Raw genomic sequence first — 20,276 nt, forward strand, 5'->3', positions numbered from 1 at the left:
TCCATTCATGTCTTTAAATCCCCATACCGCTGCGTCCTTGCGGCCCCTGAAAATCATGATCGTCGATGACTCGGCGGTCGTGCGGGGGCTCATCTCGCGCTGGCTGGAACATGAGCCGGACATGGTCCTGGCGGGCCTGGCCATTGATGGCGCCAAGGGCGTGGAAAAGGTCAAGGAAATCCAGCCGGACGTGCTGATCCTCGATATCGAAATGCCGAACATGGGCGGTCTCGAAGCCCTGCCCAAGCTGCTGGCCGCCAAGCCGGGCCTCAAGGTGCTGATGGCCTCGACCCTGACGACACGCGGCGCCAATGTCACCTTGCGCGCGCTCGAACTGGGTGCCGCCGACTATATTCCGAAGCCCGACTCGACCCGCATCGGTGGCGCCGACGGCTTCCGCACCGAATTGCTGACCAAGATTCGCGCCCTGTGTGGCCGCACGCGCTCCTGGCCGGCGCCAGCGCCGGCGCCCGCGCCGGAAAAGCCTGCCACGCTGGAGCGTTCCTCGGCTCTGATATCGTCTCAGGCGCCGCGCCCGGCGCCTCTGGCCGCGCCGAAGCCGGTCATCACCCCGGTAGCACCGATCGTGCGGCCGCGCAGCACAGGCCCCAAGCGCATAGACTGCCTCGTGGTCGGCGCCTCGACCGGCGGCCCGCCGGCCCTGCGCGCCTTCCTGCTCGGCCTCGGCCCTGACTGGAAGATTCCCGTGCTGATCGTGCAGCACATGCCGGCCACCTTCACCGCCATTCTCGCCGAACACCTCGACAAGGCCCTGCCGCAAAAGGTGCAGGAGGCGAAGGACGGGATGCTGATCGAGAGCCGCAATATCTATATCGCCCCCGGCGACTGGCACATGACCATCAAGAACGACCCGATCGTCAAGCAGATCAAGCTGGACCAGGGGCCGCAGGTCAACTGGTGCCGCCCGGCGGTTGATCCCCTGTTCAAGACCGCTGCCGATGTCTATGGCAATCATGCGCTCGGCGTGGTGCTGACCGGCATGGGCCACGATGGCCGCGATGGCGCAAAGGCGCTGGTCGATGTTAACGGCTCCGTCATGGTGCAGGATGAAGCCACCAGCGTCGTCTGGGGGATGCCCGGCGCCGTGGCCGAAGCCGGCCTCGCTGAAATCATCAAACCGATCGAAGGGCTCAGTGCGGCCTGTAAAGCTTTTGCGCGCGGGGAGCGTCCAAACTAATGACACCTGAAGATATCGAACATCTCGCCGCCACGCTTAAAACCCGCTCCGGCCTGATCCTGGGATCGGACAAGACCTACCTGATCGAAAGCCGCCTGTCGCCTGTGGCGCGCCGCGAAGGCTTCGCCAATGTCTCGGCCCTGCTCACCGCCCTGCGTACCAAGCGTGACGAGAAGCTGATGGCCGCCGTCACAGATGCGATGACGACCAACGAGACCTTCTTCTTCCGCGACAAGCTGCCGTTCGACCAGTTCAAGAGCGATATCCTGCCGGCCCTGGCCAAGACGCGCCTCAGCGGCGACATCAAGGTGTGGTGCGCCGCCTGCTCTACCGGCCAAGAGCCGTATTCGCTGGCCATGCTGATGGACGAGGCCCGCGCGCAGTATCCGCGCCTCAACCTTGATATCCTGGCCACCGATATCTCCGAGCGCTGCCTCGAAAAGGCCCAGGCCGGGCTTTACACCCAGTTCGAGGTCCAGCGCGGCCTGCCGATCACCATGATGGTCAAGCATTTCGAGAAGGTCGACGAGATGTGGCGCATCTCGCCGAAGCTGCGTTCGTCGATCCGCTTCAAGAAAATGAACCTGCTCGATGACCTGCGCATGGTCGGCCGCCAGGACGTCATCTACTGCCGCAACGTGCTGATCTATTTCGACCTGGAGACCAAGAAGCGCGTGCTCGAACAGATGGCAACCCTGCTGGCCGATGACGGCTGCCTGTTCCTCGGCGCCGCCGAAACCGTGCTGGGCATCACCGATGCCTTCAAGCCGATGCCGGGTATGCGCGGGCTTTATGTGAAGAACGCCGCCGCGCAAAGCGCACCTCTGCGCAAGATCGCTTAAGGCAGAGACGCGTCCCTGCACCCGTAAGGGTTTTCATATCATATGGTAACATTCTGCGTGAGCCCTTTGCGCCACTAAGTCTAATACCCACATATGCGAGGCTTTCTGTGAGAGGAGCCTCCCCAATGAAATTACGTAAACTCGGCCAGGGTCTGGAAGTGTCCGCCCTTGGCCTCGGCTGCATGGGCATCAGCTGGGCCTATGGCCCGTCCGACCGCGACGCCTGCCTGAAACTGTTGCGCGATGCCGTCGATCTCGGCGTCACCTTTTTCGATACCGCGGAAGTCTATGGCCCCTTCGTCAATGAAGAATTGGTCGGCGAAGCGCTGAAACCCGTGCGCGATAAGGTGGTCATCGCCACCAAGTTTGGCTTCGCCATGGGCCAGCAACCCGGCAGCCTGACCGGCGTCAATTCGCGGCCGGATCATATCCGCGAGGTCGTCGATGCCTCGCTGAAGCGCCTGCAGGTGGATGAAATCGATCTGCTCTATCAGCACCGCGTCGATCCGGACGTGCCGATCGAGGACGTGGCCGGCACGGTGGGCGACCTGATCCGCGCCGGCAAGGTGAAGCATTTCGGCCTGTCCGAAGCCTCGGCCGATACCATCCGCAAGGCCCATGCCGTGCAGCCGGTCACCGCCCTGCAAAGCGAATATTCGCTGTGGACCCGCGATCCGGAAACCCAGGTCTTGCCGACGCTAGAGGAACTCGGCATCGGCTTCGTGCCCTATTCGCCGCTCGGCCGCGGCTTCCTGACCGGCGCTCTGAAAGACGCCGCGCTTGACCCCACCGACTACCGCAACACCAGCCCGCGCTTTACAGGCGACGCCAAGGCGCAGAACACCCGCGCCGTCGACGCCCTCACTGATCTCGCCAAGGCAAAGGGCGTCACGCCGGCGCAACTGGCTCTGGCCTGGCTGCTGGCGCAGAAGCCGTGGATCGTGCCTATTCCCGGCACGCGTCATCTCGACCGCCTGAAGGAAAATATCGCCGCGGCGGAGATTACCTTAAGCGCCAACGACCTCAGCGATATCGAATCCGTCATCGCCGAAACCGGCTTTGCCGGCGCCCGCTATACCGATGCCGGCATGGCGATGCTGAACAGGTAAAGACAAATAAAAAATCCCCCAGGACGGTCCTGGGGGATTTTTTCGCCCGCGATCAGGTCAAAGACCTGACCCGCTGACGCAGAAACGTTAGTTACCGCCCTGGCCTACCGAATCCAGCTTGTCGCCATTGGCGGCGAGGGTCGGCAGGGTATTGGCGGCGAAGGTCTTCACCGATTCATCGGTGCCGGCGGCGGCGTAGGACTTGAACACACCCTCTGCCTTGTCCGTTACGTCTCCCATGGCGGCGACATATTTGGTGTCGAAATCGGCGCCCTTGGCGGCCTTCAGTTCACCGAGCTTCATATTGTAGTCGTCGGTAAAGTTCTGGTCGAAGTGCATGTCCGAGGTCGAACCCTGGATGGCGGTGACCATCGCGGTGCGGGTCTTCAAACTGTTATCGAGCACGGCCTGAGCGGCGGCCTTGACATCGGCGCTTTCGCCCTGCGTGGCAGCCAATTGGCTGGCGGCAATGCTGAACTCATTGGCCATGAAGGCTTCCTTCATGAAATCCTTGGCCGCATTGGCATCGGCGGCAACAGCCGGCGCCGTGGCGGGCACAGCAGCAGGGGCAGCCGGATCAATGGCCGGCGTCGTGACGGGTGCCGTCACTGGCGGCACGGTGGGCTGTGCATCCGGGGTCGTGGCCTGACCCGTAGTCTGGGCCGAGGCCCCGAGGGCGGTGGCCGCCATAAACGCGGCCAGAATACCGGAAACCTTAAATATGTTTTTCATAACAGTCCTCATTTTAACGATCTGCACCTGTTGAGCGGGTGCCGGCTGAGAACTGTGAAAGTAAAGACACGCCTTGGTGGAAATGGGGCTGTTTAAATAAGAGGCCGTACCCCATCGCCGCCCAGAAAATAAAAAAGCCATAGGCGCAGGCGGCAAGCGCACGGCAATCAGGGCCAGATCGTGGCAAAAAGCCGCTACGCCTCGGTGCGCGCGGAGAGTTCGGCGGCGGGATGATCCTTGAACCAGGCCCGCAGCGCCGTGCCGGCCTCGGCATTGTTTTCCGTCACTTCATCCAGAAGAAAGCTCATCAGCTCGGCATAATGGGTGAAGTTGGCGCGGTAAATAATTGAACGGCCGTCCCGATAGGCGGTGAGCAGCCCGGCGCCGGTCAGGATGCTGAGGTGGGTCGAGGCAGTATTGGCCGGTATGGTGTTGGCGGCCGCGATCTTGCCCGCCGCCATGCCCTCCGGCCCCGCTTTCACAATGGTGCGGAAGACGTTCAGACGGCCGGGATGCGCCAGAGCAAAGAGATTTACCACCGCGTCTTCGCTGATCATGGGGAGGCCTTTGGAAACGGATCGCGCGCAGCAAAAGCTGCATTTGCGCGGGTAAATTATGAGCGAAGTTTTCTGCTATTATAAAACTATGGAAACTTAAAGGCGAGTTTCCCATTCTTCCCTCACAATATCCCGGCTGTCTTCACACGCTTTCGTGCGCATGTGTGAACGGGCTAAAGACGACGCACCGTCCGCCGGGCAGATGGCGCGCCGGAAGTTGGGCAGAAAAGGGATATCTCCCAGACATCTTGCCCTGGCTAGGGAAGGCCCGCCCAAGCCTTTGCGAGGCACCTCGCGGCATTAAGCCGCCAGCCGCACACCGTCCTCGCCCATGCGATCAAGCCGTGCCTGGATTTGTGGACCGGTCAGGCAGGCTTCGGACAGATTGGCCAGGACATCAATGCGCGCCGCCAGGAGATTGAAGATATCCGCACAGGCCGTGGCGGCCGCGCCGGAAATATCGGCGGGATCAGGCATATGCCAATCGACAATGACCGGATTTCCTGAAAATTGCGGCATTCGAGCGCGCTGCCGCGACGATCCGGTGACAGACGGATGATGAAATCGAAACCCGGATCGGCAGCGTCCATGACCGCAGCCATCTGCTTGGCATGGACACGGTCGGAATTGTAATTGATCTTTTCCAGCAGCGCCAGGGCGTGGGGACTGACGGCCTCGGCCACACCATATCCGGCGGAAAACGCCTGGAAACGGCCGGCGCCCAATCGGTTTAGCAGCGCCTCAGCCAGTATGGACCGCACCGAATTATCGGCACACAGAAACAGCACATTGAAGGTACGCAAACCTGTCGTCATCCGCCTGTTCTCCTGTATCGGAGCGGCCAGTGCCGGCGGCTCCCCTTATAAGAACAACGTTATCACCAATTGTTTATTCCGGAATTTACGAAATGGGTGAATGAATTGACAATAAGGACGGACCGGCCACTTCGGATAATTGAACAACAGGTTTATGGAACTGGAGAGAGCCAATCCTCACAACGAAGGCCCCCGACCCGTGAAAATTCTCTCAGATTTCCAGTGACCACGATGAGACCCCGGCTGCGCGCATGGCCGGCGATAAGCACATCGTAACCGCCGATCGGCGTCCCCTTACGCTCCAGGTCTGCCCGGATATCCGCCGCGTGAGCAGCCGCTTCAGGTCCGAATGGCAAGACCTCCAGCCGGGCTGCAAACTGCTCGACGTTCGTCCGGTTCAAGGCGGGACGGTCAGATTTTTCAGCACCGTACAGCAATTCAGTCAGTATGACGGTTGAAATACACAACCCATCCGCTTCGGCATTGAAACGCTCACGAAGACTCTGCGGCCGGTCCCTCAGGACGCGGATACAGAGATTTGTATCCAGCATATAGCGGAGCATTAAAAGTCCTCACGGACCTGAGCATCCGGTTGGCTGCGCTTTCCAAGGTCAATGCCAGGCGCTGCGAAAAAATCGTCCCAGACACTATTGGACGGCACAATAATACGTTGCTTCCCTTCCCTGACAATGATCACTTCCTTCACGCCTTCGGGAAAAGCCACGTCCTTAGACAAACGAACAGCTTGTGAGCGGTTTGATTGGAACAAGGTCGTCCTGGACATACACGCCTCCATATAGCCCCACATAATAACGCTCCGTTGGGATATGTCAATGGGATATACGCTTGCCGTTGATGTCGTCTGCAGCGACTTTAACGGCAACAAAAAAGCCTGCCGAGAGAGGTCGGCAGGCTTTTCGATAATCGTAAGGCTAAGTCGCTTAGGCGGCGACGATCGAGCCTTGCTCGTGCGGATCGCGCAGCACATAGCCACGGCCCCAGACGGTTTCGATATAGTGGTTGCCATCGGCGGCCACGGCCAGCTTCTTGCGCAGCTTGCAGATGAACACGTCGATGATCTTCAGTTCGGGCTCGTCCATGCCGCCATAAAGGTGGTTGAGGAACATTTCCTTGGTGAGCGTCGTGCCCTTACGGAGCGACAGCAGCTCAAGCATTTCGTATTCCTTGCCGGTCAGGTGGACGCGGTTGCCGGACACTTCAACGGTCTTGGCATCCAGGTTGACCACGATGTCACCGGTGCGGATGACCGACTGGGCGTGGCCCTTGGAACGACGGACAACGGCGTGAATGCGGGCGATCAGTTCGTCCTTGTGGAACGGCTTGGTCATGTAGTCGTCGGCGCCGGAACCCAGGGTCTTAACCTTGGTGTCGATTTCCGAAGTGCCGGAAAGGATCATGATCGGCGTGTTGATCTTGCCGACGCGCAACTGGCGCAGCACTTCTAGGCCGGACATGTCCGGCAGGCTGAGATCGAGCAGGATCAGATCGTAATCATAGATCTTGCCGAGGTCGATGCCCTCTTCGCCGAGGTCGGTGGTATAGACGTTAAAGCCTTCCGACTTGAGCATCAGTTCGATGCTCTGAGCGGTCGCGCTGTCGTCTTCAATAAGTAGTACGCGCATATAAGCCCCTCCCGGCTCGTGGGTAACGAAAGCGGCATCCGCGACATGCGAATACCCGTTAACCTTCATGCTAAACAGGAAATCCCTTAAGATTCGTTAAGCTTAACAACTCGGGTTAGAAAACTCAGATTCAAGGGGTAAGGTGATTTGCGAATCGGGGGCAAGAGTCGGGAGTCAACGATTCTCTTTATGCACAGGATTTTTACCGGCATTTTCTCCGGGTGAGTCATTTGAATCACACAGGCCTTCGTCTGTTTCGACATGAAGCCGAAACAGACGAAGGCCCTGAATGACGCAAAAAGACATCCGCGCCCACACTTCAAGCGCGCGATAAAATCCGCCCCTTATGAAAACCTGATTACGCTTCCTCGACCATATGGTGGAGGATATCGACATAGCGCAGGTCGTTCTTTTCCGAGGCCAGCGCCGCCTTCACCAGTTTGTGGCGGGCTTCCTTGGGCTCCAGGGTGCCGATATCCACCCGCTCGACAATGCGCATCAGGTGAGCATTGAGATCGGCGGCGTCATGGTGGGAGGCGCCTTCGAAAAAGCGCGTCAGGGCCTCGCACGCCTGATTGCGGTCCAAAACGCCGGACCGAAACATTTCAAGCACGCGACCGATATTGATATCGAGCGCCTGCTGCGCCGCATCTTTCATAAAGAACATAGGAGCACTCCTGTTGGTCCCCGCCCTTCCCCATAATGTAACACAACCGCGTTACGCCGTCCGATCAACTATTCGGGAGCCGGCGGCGGTAGCATATGCTATGAAAAGGAAAATGCAGCGCAGGGGGGGATGCCATGTCAGAAGGATTTTCAAAGACATTTCAGAAGGCAGTCTTGCTGCCGCTACTTTTCAGCCTGTGCCAGTGCCAACCGACCAAACCCGCGAAACCTGGCCCCTATGCCTATGACCTCACCCTGCAACTGACGCCCGCGGCCGAAGCCAAACTGAAGGCGTCAGACCGGCATTTCACGGTCGATGCCTATTATTACGGCATGGCGAAACCGGAATACCGGGATAAGGCCGACAAGCTGAACCGGCTGGACGTCGGCTACGACAAAGGCGCCTTTGACGCCCGGGCCCGCCGCATTCACATGACGGGCGACGGCATCGATACGTCGGCATTTCCGCAGATCATGGACGGCGCCCCCTATGTGCTCATCACGATCCGCACGGCGACCAAGGCGGGCTTTCCGGATGAACTGCTCTACTGCCACAACTATGCCGGCACCATTAAGGACGCGCAGATCCATCCACCCGTGATCGGCTGCGATACGCAGTACTGAGCCTAGAAAAATCAGCGGAGCCTGGCGTCGATGTTTTCACTGTGATGAAAAATTTGCGCGATAACAATTTCACCATCCGCAGGCGTATAGAAGATCGCATATTGCCCGTGATCATGACGGCGATAGGCGCGAAACGTCCGCCCCATTAGAGGCGAATGGGCGAGACGCTCAAAAGTCTCATGCAGCGCCAGATAATAGGCATCAGCCTGACGCTCGCCAAAATTCAGCAAGGTGTATTCGTAGATTTCCGCCAGTCTGTTTCTGGCGTCTACAGAAAGCTTATAGGCGGCCATCGGCCTTCAGGCGCGCTTTTACCTCTCGCATAATATCCGGAATTTTTTGATCACTTATGCCGCTGGCCATGGCCGCATCCAGCTCGGCGATCAAACCCTCTTCATTTTTCAGGCGTTCCTGATCACGGCGCACCAGATCGCGGATATATTCGCTTTCATTATGGTAGTCGCCCCCCTCAACACGGGACTTGATAAACCCGCGCATCTTGTCGGACAGAGAAATACTCATGGCAGGCATAGCGGCCTCATCTGGATACGATTAAATAATATTAGATCATATCATTGACGGCTTCAACCCGCAGCTTTCCAGAAACGCAAAGGTTTCGTCGTAGAAACATTTGGGACGCGTCGGATCGGCATCATCGCCCTGCGGCACGAAGATCACCATGCCCTGGCGCGCACGGGTCAACAGCACGCGGTAGGCATTTTTCAGATACAGCCGGCGGAAACCGTCATTGACCTTCTGCCATTTCGTGCCCTTGAAATTCCATGCCTGCCACTGCCCATCGACATAGCGCCAGTCGGCATCCCAGCAGACGCCGGTGAAGTCCAGTTCCAGGCCCTGCACATCAAACTCGCTGGCTACCTCTTCGAGATAGAAGGACGAGCGCACATCGCTGCGCTCATTGAGGAACCAGTTGGCAGGATCGATCGCCGCCTTGATATGGATGCCTTCCGGCCGCAGACGCATCGCGCCGGATGATGCCACCAGGCCATAACGTTCCGAACCGCGCGCCGTTTCGCGCAGCCAGGCCCTGGCGGCATTCAGGTCACGCGTCAGGAGGATGGGGTAGTTGCCCAGCCGGTCATGCGCCGCCCGCGCCGCCGCTGCATCGCCATTCAACAGATGGGAGATAAAGTCAGACAGGGTCTCGGCGCGGAAGGAGCGCATCGAAACGCCTAGATGCAGATCATCATGCAGATGCACCTGCTCGCTGGCGATAAAGGCCCGCGCGTCATGCTTCAGATCGTAATCCGGCTGGACAATCTGCGCCGAGGCGTGGACCTGCCAGTGCGAAAAATGATCACGAATGGCCGCCATCCATTCGGACAGGCCCGCCTCGCCGATATTGATCTCCTGACCGCCGCCGATCAGGCAAACCACCACGCACCAATCGGGATGGCGGTCCATCACGCTCAGCAGGAACTCCGGTTCCGACATGTCGAAATCAGCAATGCCGCGCTTGATCTGCATGAATTTCGACGCCTGCGCCTTCGTCCAGGCGCGCTGAGCTTCGTCAAACACCACCACATGATCAGACGGTGGCAATGCGCTTCGCGTCGCATACTCATCCCGAAATTCATGGATATTCTGGATGAAGGCCCTCACCTTGCTTTCAGCAAACTTGACGGACACTTTTTCGCGTGCCGCCTGATCCCGCGCCAGAGCCGTCTGCAAGACGGCGATAAGCGGCCCGTTGCCGGTCAGGTAGGTCGTGTGCTCAGTCCTGTCCTCACTGCGCCGGGTGGCGATATCGAGGCCGGCCAGGGTCTTGCCGGCGCCGGGCACACCGGTGATAAAGCAAATGGCCTTGCGCTGATTGGCCCTGGTTTCCGCAATCACTTGAGATATCGCGGCTTCTGTCCGGCCCAGGTTGACGGCATCGGCATCCCGCCGCGTGATGTCCTCGACATTATGGCTGGCATAAAGCGCCTGCGCCGCCTGAATAATCGTTGGTGTCGGCCGATAACCGCTGGCGGCCCATTCATCGACATTCAGATCGTTATGAAGATGCTGCGCGCTGGCCATCCGGATAATGTCGGCCAGATCGATAACACTGGCCAGAACCGGACGAGCTACCTGACCGATTGACAGTTCCAGTTGCACAGGCTGCGCCGTACTGGCCTTTGTCGGCACCAGAACAGGCACGATCGACAGGTCATGACTCCCGGCGTGGAAGTTCTTGAGATCGAGCGCGTAGTCTTCCACCTGCTCAATCGCCTGAGGCGAAAACACGTCGCTGCCGACCTTGAATTCAATGACGAAGACACAGTCACCAATGACCACGACGACATCGGCGCGCTTGCCCATGCGCGGAATGGCGAACTCAAAATAGATGGTGAAGGCAGCGATTGCGTTCAGCGCGTTGCGCATGATCAGTATCTGTTGCTGCCAGGCGCGCTTCTGGTTCTCTTCCAGGTCGAAACTGTGTCGAAGCGCCAGTGCCCCAACAATATGTTCTTCGCTGTCGCTGAAGAATTTCGCCCGGTCTGCGGTATAATAGGCGCGCATTGTTTCCCCTCGCCTCGGTTAGACCAGGTGCAACCTGTGCGGTCAAGCGCTCTTGCCAAGGGCAGCGCGCGGGCCATATTCTTATTCTAACAACAACAGGGGCAGGCGATGGAAACAACAGCGACACTCAATGGCTTTATCCGCCGCGATCTGGTGACGGATGGCCCGCTGCTGATCCACGTCAATGGACCGGCCGATGGCCCCATCCCGTGGGAGGCCGCGCCGCCCATATCCATCAGCGACGCCCGCGCCATGCAAACCGGCGAAGCGCATGAATACCTCGCCGCCAATGGCTTCGTGCTGGTTGATCATGTTTCACAGGTGGCGGACTGGGAATCCGGCGCCTTACAGGACCGCGACAAGAACGATATCCTGCGCATCTACATGCCGGAGATCGAAGTCCTGATCCGTGATCGTCTGCTGCCCGGCTGCAAACTGGAAATCCGCCAGGGGCCTTATCTGGTGCGGCGCGGCCCTGGCAGCAATCCATATGCGCAAGGCGTGCATCAGGATCACGGCCTGACGCCGGATGATTATATGGAAAGCCTCGAAGCCTTCTCGACCCCGGAATATGCGGAAAGCTGGCGGGCACGCTACGATCAGCCGGATGTCGCCGGCTACATGGTGCTCAATTTCTGGCGCACCGTCTATATGGACCAGCCCTTGCAACACATGCCGCTGGCCATCTGCCATCCGGCGTCGGTGGCGCCGGCCGATCTGGTGCCCGCCGCCCTGGTTGATTTCGCACCGAGCGGCAAGAATACCAACCAGCTTTCGCTGCGCTATAATCCCGAACACCGCTGGCATTACTATCCGGAAATGACGACCGGCGAAGTTCTGGTGTTCAAGATTTTCGAATATATGAAAGACGCGCCGGAGGCCGGATTTAAGACCGTCTTCCACACCGCTTTTACTCATCCGGATACGCCAGCCGATGCCCCGGAACGGCAAAGCTGCGAACACCGTGTGGGTGTGTTTATCCTGCGGGACTAGGATGGATCGACATTCAGGATTTGGTATCAGTGCATCTAACCGGGCGGCCATAGTTAAGAAAAGGGGAACCACAGATTACGCCGATTACGTAGATTTTTTCAGTGCGCAAACCCCTAGCTTTCGAGCACAGGTTGTGACCTGTAAAAGCTTAGCGCTTTGCGCCGAAAACAATCGATTTTCAGGCACGGGACGGCACAGGTTAGGCCCTGAAAAAATCTGCGTAATCTGCGTAATCTGCGGATAAACTGACCATTTGCCTTACTACCTTAAAATAGGTGTAGAATTGACAACTGAATGTCGATCCTCCCTAAGCCACTCGATCAGGGCGCGATTGACCACTTCCGACTGTTCGAGCGTCGATATGTGACCACAGTCCGGCACGATCACCAGTCGCGCCTCCGGTATGGCGGCGGCCATTTCTTCGGCGCGATCGGGGGGTGTCAGCGGGTCTTTGTCACCGACCAGAACGAGAGTCGGGACGGCGATATTCGGCAGGTCAGGGCGGGAGTCCGGGCGCGCGATGATGGCCGCCTGCTGGCGCGCCATGCCATCAATCCCGACCGCCAGCCCCATGCGGGTCTGGATGTCGCGCAAATGCGCATTGCGTCGATGCGACGGATGCACCAGGCTGGTGAACATCTGGGTCAGAATGGTCCTGAAACTGGCCTTGCGGCTGAGGGCGATGAGCGCCCGGCGCTGGGTGGTTTGCTCCGGCGTATCGGGGCGCGCCGTGGTATCGATGAGGGCCAGTTTGATCACCCGTTCAGGCGCCTGCCGCAGGATTTCGAAACAGATATAGCCGCCCATCGAAATGCCGGCCAGGGCAAAGCGCGGTGACGCATGGGCCAGGATATTGGCGGCAATTTCAGGGATGGTCTCGCCCTCAAGCGTATCAGCGACGGTGACCGGGCCATAGGGTTCGAGCGCGGCGATCTGCGGCGCAAAGATTTCCGCCGTACATAACAGGCCGGGAACAAGCAGGATGGGTGTCATCCACTGATCATGCGGAGCGCCGGGCAAGAAAGCAAGATACCCCACCACCGCATCTAGCGCTTCGCGCGTCGTGCGGTCCCCCTCCCCATCAGAGATGGGGAGATATATAGGAGGAATTATACCTCCCTGAACGCGCAGCATTTGGGGAGGGGGACCATCGAACGCAGTGAAGATGGTGATGGGGCTTCTTGCTTTCTCTCCCACCCGTTAACCTTTCTTAAGCTCTGATTTACCATAATCGCCGCCATGCAAGATCTGGTCGAAGTGGTGAAGAATATCGATCCCCTGCGCGTTTACGGGCGTGTGGCGGTGGTCAACGGCCTGCTGATCGAGGCACGCGGCGGCCTTTCCTACATGCAGGTCGGTGCCCGCTGCGAGATCATCCGCCGCCACGCCCCCCCCTTGCCGGTCGAGGTCGTCGGTTTCCGCGAGGACCGTGCTCTGATGATGCCGTTCGGACCGGTCGAAGGCGTCACCCCCGGCGCCGAAATCCGCATCTCCTCCGAAGGCGCCAAGGTCTACCCGACCACCGCCTGGCTCGGCCGCATCGTCGACAGTTTCGGCAATGCCATCGATGAGCACGGCCCCCTGCCACAGGGCCCGGAAGGTTATCTGCTCAAGGCCGCCCCACCGGCGGCGCACAAACGCGCGCGGGTCGGCGAACGGCTCAACCTCGGCGTCCGCGCCATGGATGTCTTCACCACCTGCTGCCGTGGCCAGCGCCTCGGTGTGTTTGCCGGCTCCGGCGTGGGCAAATCGGTCCTGCTCTCCATGCTGGCGCGCGAGGCCACCTGCGATGCCGTCGTGGTCGGCCTCATCGGCGAACGCGGCCGGGAAGTGCGCGAATTCATTGAAGAAACCCTGGGGCCAGAAGGCCTGAAGCGCGCCATCGTCGTGGTCGCCACCTCGGACGAGCCGGCGCTGAAACGCCGCCAGGCCGCCTATATGACGCTCGCTCTGTCTGAGTTCCTGCGCGATCAGGGACTGGAAGTGCTGTGCCTGATGGATTCGGTCACGCGCTTTGCCATGGCCCAGCGCGAGATCGGCCTGGCCACCGGCGAGCCGCCGACAACCAAGGGCTACACGCCCACCTGCTTCGCCGAGCTGCCCAAGCTGCTGGAACGCGCCGGCCCCGGCCCGATGCTCGACGATGGCACCCAGACCGGTCCGATCACCGGGCTTTTCACCGTGCTGGTCGATGGCGACGACCATAACGAGCCGATCGCCGACGCCGTGCGCGGTATTCTCGATGGCCACATCGTCATGAGCCGGACCATTGCCGAGCGCGGCCGTTTCCCCGCCATTGACGTGCTGAAATCGATCAGCCGGACCATGCCGGAATGCCAGTCGATCCCCGAACGCGAGGTGGTGCGGCAGGCACGCAAGGTGATGTCGGCCTATTCAAACATGGAAGAATTGATTCGCATCGGCGCCTATCGGTCCGGTGCTGATCCCGATGTCGACCGCGCCATTGTCCTTAATCCGGACATCGAACAATTTCTGCGTCAGGATAAGGATGATTACACCCCTCTTGACGAGTCCTTTACCCTTTTGGCCGACATTCTTAGCAAGGGTTAAGTTTTGACCCGACACCGGAAGCCACGCTGCCGGTAAAGCCAGTCAGTACAAGGGGAATATCATGACCAAATGGGCCAAATCATTAATTCGTTTGTCCACCTTTGAGGTCGAAACCCTGCAAAAACGACTGGCCGAGGTGGTCACCCGCCGCACACACGCCGAAATGAAGCTGGCCACGCTCGATGCCGAGTTCGAGCTGGAATGCGTGCGCGCCGCCGAAGACCCCATGCTGGCCCACAGCCTGACCGCCTATAAGCGCGGCTTCCAATTCCGCCGCGATGCCGCCGCGACCGAACTCGACCTGATCACCCAGGAAGAAGACGGCGTGCGCGATTCGCTGGGCCTGGCGTTTGAAGACCTGAAGAAGTTCGAGCACGTCGCCGAAATCACCCACCTCAAGCGCGTCGCGAATGACAAGCGCGCCGAAAACGCCATGCTTGATGAAGTGTCACTGCGCATGAGCCGCCAGGCTTAATCTGTGAACCGGCGCGGCCTTCTGAGTGGACTGGCCGCCGGCGCATCCACGCTTGCCCTCAGCCGCATCCTGCCGGCGGCGGCGCAAACCTATGGCGCCATCCCGCCGCTCAAATCCGTCACGCCCTATCCGCTCGGCGTTTCCGCCAGCTTCCGCAAGCTGTCCGATACCGCCTGGACCCGACTGGCCGCCACGCATTTCTCCCGCCTGACGCCGGAGTGGGAAATGAAGATGGAATATCTGCTGCGGCCGGATGGCAGCCTGCAATTCGATCGCGCCGACGCGCTGGTGCGTTTTGCCCGCCGCAATGGCATGGGGCTGCATGGCCACGCCCTGATCTGGTACGCACAGGATGGCGAATATTTCCAGAAACTGAAGACGAAACCCGACGCCTTTCTGCTGGCCTATACGCGTTATATTCAGGATGTGATCAATCACTTCACCGGCTTCATCAGGGGCTGGGATGTGGTCAACGAGCCCATATGGAACGACGGTCGATCCTTACGCCCCTGCCTGTGGCGTGAGGTGCTGGGCGATGACTATATCGGCCTGGCGCTGGAAGCGGCGCATCAGGCCGATCCTTCGGCTACCCTCTTCCTCAATGATTACAATCTCGAACTGACGCCGAAAAAGCGCACAACCTTCCTCAAGCTATGCGAAAAGCTGCTGAAAGACGGCGCGCCCCTCTCCGGCATCGGCACCCAAACCCATATCGATTCCGGCATCGAGCCCGGCCTGATCAAGGCGGCGATCAAAGACATCGCCTCTCTGGGGCTAAAGGTGCATGTGTCCGAGGTCGATATATCCTTACGCGAGCCCCATCCGGTCAATCTCGCCGCGCCGCGCATCCATCAGGTGCGGGTACTGAGCGAACTGCTGGAAGCCTATCATGATGTGCCGGACCGCCAGCGCTATGGCCTGACGATGTGGGCGCTGCGCGATTCCGATTCCTGGCTGAATACGGCGCAGGGCGGCAAGGGATTGCTGCCCGATGAGCCGGTGCTGTTCGATGGTCTCGGCCGGCCGAAACCCCTGGCCCAGGCATTTGTGAGTGCGATGAAGTAAGAAATGGTCCTCCCCTCTTGGAGGGGAGGTGGCAGCGCGAGGCCCTTTAGGGCCGGTGTCGCTGACGGAGGGGTAAAGCCCCATACGCCACGGCCGGATTTCCCCCTCCGTCGCCGACTACGCGGCGACACCTCCCCCCCAAGAGGGGAGGATTAAATCACAAATCCTTGCGCTCGAAGCGCGGGCGGAAGAACGGATCTTCGAGGATATTATCCTTTGAGCCACTTGGCGGGGCCGGTTCGGCCACAGCCGCCGTATCTGGCGCCGCTACAGGTGGCGGCGTCACGGCTTGCGGCGTAACCGGCGCGAAGCTCTGGGGCGTCAGCTTTTCCTGAAACTGGCGCAGGTAACGCAGGTCTTCGGCGATATTCATCACCGCCATATAGAGTTCGCACACCGACCGCCAGGCCAGCACGGCGATCATGAAGCCCAGAAAACCCACGACCAGCAGGCCGAACGACAGCAGCCAGCCCATGATCGAGGCGTCCTTGATGCCGGTGCCGACCATGATGCCCGCCCAGCCGAGCGCGCCGATAAACAAAAGGCCCAGTCCGCACCAGTAGACGATATGGATGATCGGCCGCGTCAGGAGCTGGTCAAACGTGAACAGGTTGAGCCAGATATCTCTGGGGCGCGTGGTGCCGAAAACCTGTCTGATGGTACGCTGCATTATGCCGAATTCCCCGCAAAGACGAATTTGCCTTCCGTCGTCCTGTTAACGTCGTTTACGGCGAAATTGTCAAGACTTGTGATTGGTTAACCGCGCGCCGCCCATTTGCGCCCCGAAAGATCGGGCTGCATTTCCGCCGGATCGAATCCCGGCTGCCAGGGCAGCAGCCCCCTGGAATCCGGCACCACCATCTGCAGGGCCTTGAACGTGTAATCGCCCCAGAACCAGACGCTCCAGCCGAGATAGCGGTCGTACCATCGCCGCTCTATGGGCTGGAAAAAGACCGGGCAATCCTCGAAAAAGCCGTCATAGGGCTTGCCGGGCCGCAGCTTTACGCCCGCTTTCAGTTGCCGGTAGGCTTCCGCCAGCAGGTCGCGCGCCACATGGGACGCCTGGGCGCACACCACGATTTCCGGCGCCTTCAAGCTCCAGCCGAAACCGGTCGTATAGGCGTGGTGGCTATCCGGCGCATAGGACCAGCCGTGCAGACGGATGGTGGCCAGCACATCGCGCGCACCAGGCGGCAGGTTAGGTTCGTGACGGTCGAAGGCGTTGGGCATCGGTGGCTTCAATGTCGGTGTCGTTTGCTTCAGGACCATAAATATCCAAATCCAGCGACAATTTGAGATCCGCAATGTCTCTCATCAACTGCCAGTCAAGCCATTCACTAGAGTTCCATTCTCTGGCAAACCAGCCCACAGCCAACTAAGCTTCAACACCTTGATCTATAAGCTGATGAATGTATTGGCGATGAGGCTGTAAGAGCGTAATCGCCGCTTTTATTCCTTGAGGCAAATATTTTTCGTGATCCTCGACAAACTGGATAATGCAGGCAGATTTTTTTCGTTGCCCCCTCCACTCACCCTTTGGATTAAAATGCTCATCGCCTTTTCTCCAGAGCTTGTGTGCCAAGAGACCTAACACATCAGGGACTTCCGAGAGGTCACGATCTGAATGCATAAACCGTACGGTAAGCCGATAAGTGTAAGCGGCTTCGATCTGGCTGGATGCAATTTCCGGTTCTGTCATGGCGCTTTCTTACCACGCAAAATACACCAAGCAAAGCGCAGGTGTTTTTGCGTGAGGTACTTACACCTGACCGACCGTCTTGAGCTTCACCTTCGGATGGATTTCGTTCTGGCTCATGACCACCGTATTGGCCCGGAAGCGTTCGATGATCGAGCGCACGAACGGCCGGATGGTGGGCGAGGTCAGCAGTACCGCCACCTCGCCATTCATCGACACGCGCTCGAAGGTATCGCGCACGCCGCGGATGAAGTCCTGCAAATGCGAGGGCGCCATGGTCAGTTGCCGGTCCTCGCCCTGCCCCACCAGCGACGAGGCAAAGGCGTTTTCCCAGTCCGGCGACAGGGTGACGATCGGCAAAGAACCATCATCCGATCGATTGGCCCAGCAAAGTTGCCGCGCCAACCGAGAGCGGACATGTTCGACCATCTGGGTGATCGACTTGGTGTGCGAAGCCGCCTCGCCGAGCGCTTCGAGGATGGCCGGCAGGTCGCGGATCGATACGCGTTCCTTGAGCAGGGCCTGGAGCACGCGTTGCAGGGTGGCGGTGGAAATGACCTGCGGGATCAGGTCATCGACCAGCTTCTTTTCATCCGAAGGCAGATCGCGCAGCAGCTTGGAGAGTTCCGAATAGCTGAGCAGGTCGGACATGTTGTCCTTGAGGATTTCCGTCAGGTGGGTGGTGATGACGGTGGCCGGATCGACAATGGTGTAGCCCAGGAAGGTGGCTTCCTCGCGCAGGGCGTTATCGATCCAGGTGGCGGGCAGGCCAAAGGCCGGCTCCTTCATGTGCTCGCCGGGTAGTTCGACCTGACGGCCGGTCGGGTCCATGGCCATCAGCGAACCGATGCGGACCTCGCCGGAACCGGCTTCCATCTCCTTGATGCGCACGCAATAGCCCTGAGACGGCAGGCGCATATTATCGAGGATGCGCACCGACGGCATGATGAAGCCGTATTCCTGCGCCAGGGTCCGGCGCAGGGCCTTGATCTGGTCGGTCAGTTTACGGCCGTCCAGATCGTTGATCAGACCGAGCAGGCCCAGGCCCAGCTCGATCTTGACATCATCAATGGCCAGTGCCGCCGAGATCGGTTCTTCCTCAGGCGGCATGTTGGCGGCATTGATGGCGTCGATTTCCGCCTGCGTCGGCTTTGGCGGCTGACGGCCGATGCGCCAGGCCAGGGCGCCTGTGGCCAGTGCAATGGCGCCGAAGAACACGATCGGCATTCCGGGGATCAGCCCCATGACGCCGGAGGCCGCCGAGACGACGCCGAGCGCCACGGGATTGCGCGCCAGTTGCAGTACGATGGCCTTGTCGGCCGAGCCATCGACGCCGGCCTTCGACACCAGGAAGCCGGCGGCAATCGAGATGATCAGGGCGGGAATCTGCGTCACCAGGCCGTCGCCGATGGTCAGCAGCATGTAGGTTTTCGCGGCCTCGCCGGCATCCATCTGGTGCTGGAAAATGCCGATCAGGATGCCACCGACGATATTGACCACGGTGATAACAATGCCGGCCACGGCGTCGCCGCGCACGAACTTCGAGGCACCGTCCATGGCGCCGAAGAAGCCCGATTCCTGCTCGACCTCCTTACGGCGGATCTTGGCCTCTTCCTGATCGATCAGGCCGGAGGAGAGGTCGGCATCGATGGCCATCTGCTTGCCGGGCATCGAATCGAGGGTGAAGCGCGCCGCCACTTCGGCGATACGGCCGGAACCCTTGGTAATGACGACGAAATTGACCAGCACCAGGATGGCGAAGAGGATCGCCCCGATGATGAAATTGCCCTGGGTCATCAACATGCCGAAGGCATGGATGACCGCGCCGGCCGCTTCCGAACCATCCTGGCCGTGGGTCAGGATGATACGCATGGAGGTGATGTTGAGCGCCAGGCGGAACAGCGTCGTCACCAGCAACACGGTGGGGAACGAGCTGAATTCCAGCGGCTTCTTGATGAAGAGGCCGGTCATCAGGATCAGGATGGCCGAGGTGATGGAGAGTGACAGCAGGATATCGAGCACGAAGCTCGGCATGGGCACGATCAGGATCACGATGATCGAGATCACGCCGACGGCCATGATGACCTCGCCGCGCTTCAGCCAGCCGCCGATTTCGGAAGGCTTGAAGGGAATGGTCGCAGCGTTGGCCAAACGGGTCTCCGGGGGTACAAAACGCCCGGCATGCGGACTAGGCAAAAATTACCCGATCCGTGGTGAACGAATGGTTAATTTGCGTTAAAAGAGTCCCGTTTCATGCCCTTCCAGTGCCAGCAGATGCGCCTTGGTTTCCAGCCCGTCGGCAAAGCCGGTCAGCTTGCCATTGGTGCCGATCATGCGGTGGCAGGGCGCGATGATCGAGATGGGATTTTTGCCGTTTGCCGCACCCACGGCTCGACTGGCGGAGGGCTTTCCAAGCTGTGCGGCGATCTGGCCGTAGCTGCGCGTTTCACCGAAGGGAATGGTCAGCAGGGCCTGCCAGACGGATTGCTGAAAACTGGTGCCGTTGAAATCGAGCGGAACATTGAAGGCGCGGCGTTTGCCGGCGAAATATTCGGCCAGTTCGGCTTGGGCCTGCAGTAGAAGCGGGTTCGACGCGTCTTCTGTCAGGTCGCCCAGCGGCACGCGCCTGGGATTATCATTTGGCCACAGGACCGCCGTCAATCCCTTGCCGCTGGCCACCAGTTTCAACCGCCCGACCGGCGTGTCCATCCATTTAAAAACATGGGACATGGTTCATTCATTCCTGCCATTGAGGCGGAAGCTC

Annotated in this window: 24 protein-coding genes; 8 read left to right on the top strand and 16 right to left on the bottom strand. The window is 59.6% G+C overall.

Going from position 1 to position 20,276, the window contains the following annotated elements:
* Positions 1-7: 7 nt before the first annotated feature.
* The 3 genes from BLO49_RS07535 (at position 8) to BLO49_RS07545 (ending at position 3,149) form a co-directional block, all read left to right on the top strand.
* Positions 8-1,198 (top strand): protein-glutamate methylesterase/protein-glutamine glutaminase, encoded by a 1,191-nt coding sequence (locus BLO49_RS07535; protein ID WP_090646568.1) that lies wholly within the window; start codon positions 8-10, stop codon positions 1,196-1,198.
* Complete coding sequence (locus BLO49_RS07540) at positions 1,198-2,040, top strand: CheR family methyltransferase (protein ID WP_090646571.1); 843 nt, start codon at positions 1,198-1,200, stop codon at positions 2,038-2,040. The genes BLO49_RS07535 and BLO49_RS07540 overlap by 1 nt, the downstream gene beginning before the upstream one ends.
* 125 nt (positions 2,041-2,165) lie before the next feature.
* A complete protein-coding gene (locus BLO49_RS07545) occupies positions 2,166-3,149 on the top strand; it encodes an aldo/keto reductase (protein WP_090646573.1) in 984 nt (327 codons plus the stop codon).
* Positions 3,150-3,236: 87 nt separating this feature from the next.
* Here the strand turns inward: BLO49_RS07545 and BLO49_RS07550 are convergent, their stop codons facing one another.
* From BLO49_RS07550 to BLO49_RS07580, 7 genes are all read right to left on the bottom strand, one after another.
* Complete coding sequence (locus BLO49_RS07550) at positions 3,237-3,881, bottom strand: DUF4142 domain-containing protein (protein WP_170828251.1); 645 nt, start codon at positions 3,879-3,881, stop codon at positions 3,237-3,239.
* 194 nt (positions 3,882-4,075) lie between these two features.
* Complete coding sequence (locus BLO49_RS07555; RefSeq protein WP_090646577.1) at positions 4,076-4,438, bottom strand: ArsR/SmtB family transcription factor; 363 nt, start codon at positions 4,436-4,438, stop codon at positions 4,076-4,078.
* 365 nt (positions 4,439-4,803) lie between these two features.
* Positions 4,804-5,253: an arsenate-mycothiol transferase ArsC gene (locus tag BLO49_RS07560; protein WP_170828252.1), complete on the bottom strand. Its 450-nt coding sequence runs from the start codon at positions 5,251-5,253 to the stop codon at positions 4,804-4,806.
* 152 nt (positions 5,254-5,405) lie between these two features.
* Positions 5,406-5,816 (bottom strand): type II toxin-antitoxin system tRNA(fMet)-specific endonuclease VapC, encoded by a 411-nt coding sequence (vapC, locus tag BLO49_RS07565; RefSeq protein WP_090646580.1) that lies wholly within the window; start codon positions 5,814-5,816, stop codon positions 5,406-5,408.
* Positions 5,816-6,037: a type II toxin-antitoxin system VapB family antitoxin gene (gene vapB / locus BLO49_RS07570; RefSeq protein WP_090647331.1), complete on the bottom strand. Its 222-nt coding sequence runs from the start codon at positions 6,035-6,037 to the stop codon at positions 5,816-5,818. Before vapB ends, vapC begins: the two co-directional genes overlap by 1 nt.
* Positions 6,038-6,194: 157 nt before the next feature.
* Positions 6,195-6,896: a response regulator transcription factor CtrA gene (ctrA, locus tag BLO49_RS07575; RefSeq protein WP_090647334.1), complete on the bottom strand. Its 702-nt coding sequence runs from the start codon at positions 6,894-6,896 to the stop codon at positions 6,195-6,197.
* A gap of 358 nt (positions 6,897-7,254) precedes the next feature.
* A complete protein-coding gene (locus BLO49_RS07580; RefSeq protein ID WP_090646582.1) occupies positions 7,255-7,563 on the bottom strand; it encodes a hypothetical protein in 309 nt (102 codons plus the stop codon).
* 173 nt (positions 7,564-7,736) lie between these two features.
* Between BLO49_RS07580 and BLO49_RS07585 the strand changes: the two genes are divergently transcribed.
* Positions 7,737-8,186: a hypothetical protein gene (locus tag BLO49_RS07585; protein ID WP_139159644.1), complete on the top strand. Its 450-nt coding sequence runs from the start codon at positions 7,737-7,739 to the stop codon at positions 8,184-8,186.
* A gap of 11 nt (positions 8,187-8,197) precedes the next feature.
* Here the strand turns inward: BLO49_RS07585 and BLO49_RS07590 are convergent, their stop codons facing one another.
* From BLO49_RS07590 to BLO49_RS07600, 3 genes are read right to left on the bottom strand one after another with little or no spacing between them, the layout of a single operon-like run.
* Entirely contained in the window at positions 8,198-8,479 is a 282-nt protein-coding gene (locus BLO49_RS07590) for a type II toxin-antitoxin system RelE/ParE family toxin (RefSeq protein ID WP_090646587.1), read from the bottom strand.
* Positions 8,466-8,708, bottom strand: a complete 243-nt coding sequence (locus BLO49_RS07595; RefSeq protein ID WP_170828253.1) for a type II toxin-antitoxin system ParD family antitoxin — start codon at positions 8,706-8,708, stop codon at positions 8,466-8,468. The genes BLO49_RS07590 and BLO49_RS07595 overlap by 14 nt, the downstream gene beginning before the upstream one ends.
* 45 nt (positions 8,709-8,753) lie before the next feature.
* Positions 8,754-10,712 (bottom strand): DUF2075 domain-containing protein, encoded by a 1,959-nt coding sequence (locus BLO49_RS07600; protein ID WP_090646593.1) that lies wholly within the window; start codon positions 10,710-10,712, stop codon positions 8,754-8,756.
* Between the two features lie 108 nt (positions 10,713-10,820).
* On the opposite strand from BLO49_RS07600, the gene BLO49_RS07605 reads away from it, so the two are divergent.
* The gene (locus BLO49_RS07605) at positions 10,821-11,705 is read left to right on the top strand and encodes a CmcJ/NvfI family oxidoreductase (RefSeq protein WP_090646595.1); all 885 of its coding nucleotides are present in this window, start codon (positions 10,821-10,823) and stop codon (positions 11,703-11,705) included.
* Between the two features lie 261 nt (positions 11,706-11,966).
* Here the strand turns inward: BLO49_RS07605 and BLO49_RS07610 are convergent, their stop codons facing one another.
* On the bottom strand, positions 11,967-12,839 hold the full coding sequence (locus BLO49_RS07610) for an alpha/beta fold hydrolase (RefSeq protein ID WP_090646598.1): 873 nt from the start codon (positions 12,837-12,839) through the stop codon (positions 11,967-11,969).
* A gap of 105 nt (positions 12,840-12,944) precedes the next feature.
* Here BLO49_RS07610 and fliI point away from each other — a divergent pair, with 105 nt between their 5' ends.
* The 3 genes from fliI (at position 12,945) to BLO49_RS07625 (ending at position 15,816) form a co-directional block, all read left to right on the top strand.
* Entirely contained in the window at positions 12,945-14,276 is a 1,332-nt protein-coding gene (fliI, locus tag BLO49_RS07615; protein WP_090646600.1) for a flagellar protein export ATPase FliI, read from the top strand.
* 61 nt (positions 14,277-14,337) lie between these two features.
* Positions 14,338-14,751, top strand: coding sequence for a flagellar export protein FliJ (locus BLO49_RS07620; protein WP_090646602.1), 414 nt, complete (start codon positions 14,338-14,340; stop codon positions 14,749-14,751).
* Between the two features lie 3 nt (positions 14,752-14,754).
* The gene (locus BLO49_RS07625) at positions 14,755-15,816 is read left to right on the top strand and encodes an endo-1,4-beta-xylanase (RefSeq protein WP_245678933.1); all 1,062 of its coding nucleotides are present in this window, start codon (positions 14,755-14,757) and stop codon (positions 15,814-15,816) included.
* A 157-nt stretch (positions 15,817-15,973) separates the two neighbouring features.
* Here the strand turns inward: BLO49_RS07625 and BLO49_RS07630 are convergent, their stop codons facing one another.
* The 5 genes from BLO49_RS07630 to BLO49_RS07650 all read right to left on the bottom strand — a co-directional run bounded on the left by BLO49_RS07630 (position 15,974) and on the right by BLO49_RS07650 (position 20,242).
* Positions 15,974-16,486 (bottom strand): DUF4282 domain-containing protein, encoded by a 513-nt coding sequence (locus BLO49_RS07630; RefSeq protein WP_090646605.1) that lies wholly within the window; start codon positions 16,484-16,486, stop codon positions 15,974-15,976.
* Positions 16,487-16,572: 86 nt separating this feature from the next.
* On the bottom strand, positions 16,573-17,046 hold the full coding sequence (locus tag BLO49_RS07635; RefSeq protein WP_170828254.1) for a DUF4262 domain-containing protein: 474 nt from the start codon (positions 17,044-17,046) through the stop codon (positions 16,573-16,575).
* Between the two features lie 145 nt (positions 17,047-17,191).
* Positions 17,192-17,515 (bottom strand): hypothetical protein, encoded by a 324-nt coding sequence (locus tag BLO49_RS07640; RefSeq protein WP_090646610.1) that lies wholly within the window; start codon positions 17,513-17,515, stop codon positions 17,192-17,194.
* Between the two features lie 60 nt (positions 17,516-17,575).
* Entirely contained in the window at positions 17,576-19,663 is a 2,088-nt protein-coding gene (gene flhA / locus BLO49_RS07645; RefSeq protein WP_090646612.1) for a flagellar biosynthesis protein FlhA, read from the bottom strand.
* A gap of 84 nt (positions 19,664-19,747) precedes the next feature.
* Positions 19,748-20,242: a methylated-DNA--[protein]-cysteine S-methyltransferase gene (locus BLO49_RS07650; RefSeq protein WP_090646615.1), complete on the bottom strand. Its 495-nt coding sequence runs from the start codon at positions 20,240-20,242 to the stop codon at positions 19,748-19,750.
* Positions 20,243-20,276: the final 34 nt, after the last annotated feature.

This window comes from Asticcacaulis taihuensis (assembly GCF_900100255.1).
Classification (GTDB): Bacteria; Pseudomonadota; Alphaproteobacteria; order Caulobacterales; family Caulobacteraceae; genus Asticcacaulis; species Asticcacaulis taihuensis.